At 57.3% G+C, this 2,227-nt stretch carries 6 protein-coding genes; all 6 read right to left on the bottom strand.

Annotation, left to right across the window (positions count from 1 at the left end; translation table 11 throughout):
* On the bottom strand, positions 1–306 hold a 306-nt coding region (locus tag FJ398_27325), incomplete at its 3' end, for a LamG domain-containing protein (protein ID MBM3841589.1).
* Between the two features lie 80 nt (positions 307–386).
* The gene (locus tag FJ398_27320) at positions 387–869 is read right to left on the bottom strand and encodes an antitoxin (GenBank protein MBM3841588.1); all 483 of its coding nucleotides are present in this window, start codon (positions 867–869) and stop codon (positions 387–389) included.
* The gene (locus FJ398_27315; GenBank protein ID MBM3841587.1) at positions 856–1,179 is read right to left on the bottom strand and encodes a nucleotidyltransferase domain-containing protein; all 324 of its coding nucleotides are present in this window, start codon (positions 1,177–1,179) and stop codon (positions 856–858) included. Before FJ398_27315 ends, FJ398_27320 begins: the two co-directional genes overlap by 14 nt.
* 44 nt (positions 1,180–1,223) lie before the next feature.
* A complete protein-coding gene (locus FJ398_27310) occupies positions 1,224–1,391 on the bottom strand; it encodes a hypothetical protein (GenBank protein ID MBM3841586.1) in 168 nt (55 codons plus the stop codon).
* Positions 1,392–1,442: 51 nt separating this feature from the next.
* Positions 1,443–1,913, bottom strand: coding sequence for a hypothetical protein (locus FJ398_27305; protein MBM3841585.1), 471 nt, complete (start codon positions 1,911–1,913; stop codon positions 1,443–1,445).
* The gene (locus FJ398_27300) at positions 1,852–2,043 is read right to left on the bottom strand and encodes a hypothetical protein (GenBank protein MBM3841584.1); all 192 of its coding nucleotides are present in this window, start codon (positions 2,041–2,043) and stop codon (positions 1,852–1,854) included. The genes FJ398_27305 and FJ398_27300 overlap by 62 nt, the downstream gene beginning before the upstream one ends.
* Positions 2,044–2,227 lie beyond the last annotated feature (184 nt).

Here is a 2,227-nt window from a genome sequence, read left to right as displayed (position 1 = left end):
GCCCGGCGTCCGCGTCGGCTGGTCGATAAAGAGAACGCCATTTGGCCTTAAATTGACGCCGACCTCTCGCACTTCATCCGTCAGTTCGAAAAAGCGCGACTTGCCGCGGAAGGAACGCCACATCACCCAGCCTTCCACAGTGATCACTTCGTTCGTGAACAACCCGCGCGGCAGTTCGACGTAGCTGCCATTACCGTCCAGTTCGAGCACCCGGTTGGGCGTGGCGGGTTGAGAGCAGATTTGAGTTGAGAATTGAGAGAAAACAAAGGAGCAGACGACACCCGCAATGGCGTTCCGAAGTTTCATAGCGCTGTGAGCGAATTCAAGCCCGCCTGCGGCGGGAAAGAAAGCCCGATTTCGCTGTTCTTCCGATTCGGATCTTTCGGCTATTTGGTTCCGGTCGCCCGGATCAACCAACCGGCAAAATCCGAGAGCGCTGCCAGAACCGCCGGACGCGCCGTCCGCCATTGCTCCGCCAGCGCGTTCAACCGAACGGGGTCGAGTTGAAAATCGTAGCCGTGGCGAAACAAGTGCCGAAAGCTGCGAAGGTCATTGAGCGCGCTTTGCAAACTTTCCGGAAGCACCGAGGGACGGACCCCGGGAATGGCGAGAAACATCTTGCTCATCAATTCACGATGCCACTGGCTGCGGTCCACGACGTGGTTCTCGAACGTCCGGGAGATTTGGTCAAAGCTGTTCTCAAGCGCGCAATAAATATTGTGAAGAGCATAGCCTTGCCCGGCCGCATCCGAGTAACTCGCTTCGGCCGGCAGAGCCTGAAGCGACTCTGTCAGTCGTTCTACCGTTGCCACGTCCTTCTGGATGACAGCCGCCAAAGCCGCGCGCGCGGCGGATTCAGGTTCGCTCATAAAGCAAAATCCCCCATTCGCGAATCTGAGCGCGCAGGACGTCGTCGGCATCCTCCCACCGCACCAGATCGGCCGGGAGCGACACGACGGCGTCGAGTTGCGACAAAGCTCGGTAATGCGCTAGCGCCGGAAGCCCCTCGACGGCGAAATCGATGTCCGAGCGAAAGTCAGGCTGACGACCCTTGGCCAAGGAACCAAACAGCCAAACACAGCGGATCGACGGCCAGGCCGCGAAGACGCGCATCGCCGCATCCACGTCTGGCCTGATAAACGCTGGAAGCCGGGCCAACCCATTCTCCGCCGCTTTCATGAGCGCATTCTAGTCGCAGGCGATTCGAGACACAACCCGGAGAATCATTTTGCCTGTTCGGCCACGGCATCTGGCAAACGCACGGTGAACGTCGATCCTTTCCCATGTTCGCTCTCGATGGTGATGTCCCCGCCCATCATCTGCGCGAACTTCTTGCAAAGCGCCAGCCCGAGTCCAATCCCGCCATACTTCTTCGACGTGCTCGCCACCAAAGGCTGTACGGTCGCGGCGACTTCGTTCCGTGTATGCTGCCATTCATCGTGTCATTCTGTCGGCGGCCGCGTTCGAGTCTTTTCGAGCAGCCGAATATCGGCCATGTCCTTCTCCCGCTCTGCCGCCCGCTTGTTTTGAATCAACAATTCGCGATCGATGAAAGGAACGCGCGTTTCACCGAGTTGTCCGTAAACACGGCGGTCCCAAGCATCCACGAATTGCACGCCGCTGATTCCGGTCAGCAGATCAATGCGGTTGGGTTCGATCCCAAGTTGGATGACGTAATTCTCTTTCACAAAATCCTCGCGCGTGATGCCGGTGGCGCCGAAACCAAAGGCCTGAATGACACGCATCATCCGAGCGGCGTTGGCGGCGTCGCGCCGGAGAAAGATATCAACGTCGCCGGTGTAACGAGGCCGTCCATGAAAAGCGACTGCCCAAGCACCGACGATCAGGTATTCAACGCTTTCCGCCTCGAGCAAGCGGATAAACTCGCGCAGATCTTTGGATAATGGCCTCATCCGGATCTTCGGGCAGAATCAATTCGAGCAGTTCCTGCAACTTCTCAGTTCCGCTTAACTCGCGGTATCGTTTGTCGTCCGCGGCATCGGCCGCTTGAAAGCTGGAATATTTCCAAACCACTTTTTCCATAGATCGTCTTCAGGATAGCGATGGTCGCGCCGTTCAGCCAGATCGAACTGCCGATTTCTGCGATTCAGACAGTGTAATCGGGAATATGGGTATTGTTGTGGAGTTTTGGATCGAGACGCCGCAGACGACAACTCCCTTTTCGCACTGGGTTGGATTAGAACGCAGGGCGCGCAAGAGAATGCTT

The sequence above is a fragment of the Verrucomicrobiota bacterium genome (assembly GCA_016871535.1).
Classification (GTDB): Bacteria; Verrucomicrobiota; Verrucomicrobiia; order Limisphaerales; family SIBE01; genus VHCZ01.
Note: the sequence above shows the minus strand (reverse complement) of the source record. Positions and strands in the feature narration are given on the sequence as shown.

Coding starts and splice junctions, on each gene's coding strand:
- FJ398_27320 (MBM3841588.1), bottom strand. CDS start 869: ATGAGCGAACCTGAATCCGCCGCGCGCGCGGCTTTGGCGGCTGTCATC.
- FJ398_27315 (MBM3841587.1), bottom strand. CDS start 1,179: ATGAAAGCGGCGGAGAATGGGTTGGCCCGGCTTCCAGCGTTTATCAGG.
- FJ398_27305 (MBM3841585.1), bottom strand. CDS start 1,913: ATGAGGCCATTATCCAAAGATCTGCGCGAGTTTATCCGCTTGCTCGAG.
- FJ398_27300 (MBM3841584.1), bottom strand. CDS start 2,043: ATGGAAAAAGTGGTTTGGAAATATTCCAGCTTTCAAGCGGCCGATGCC.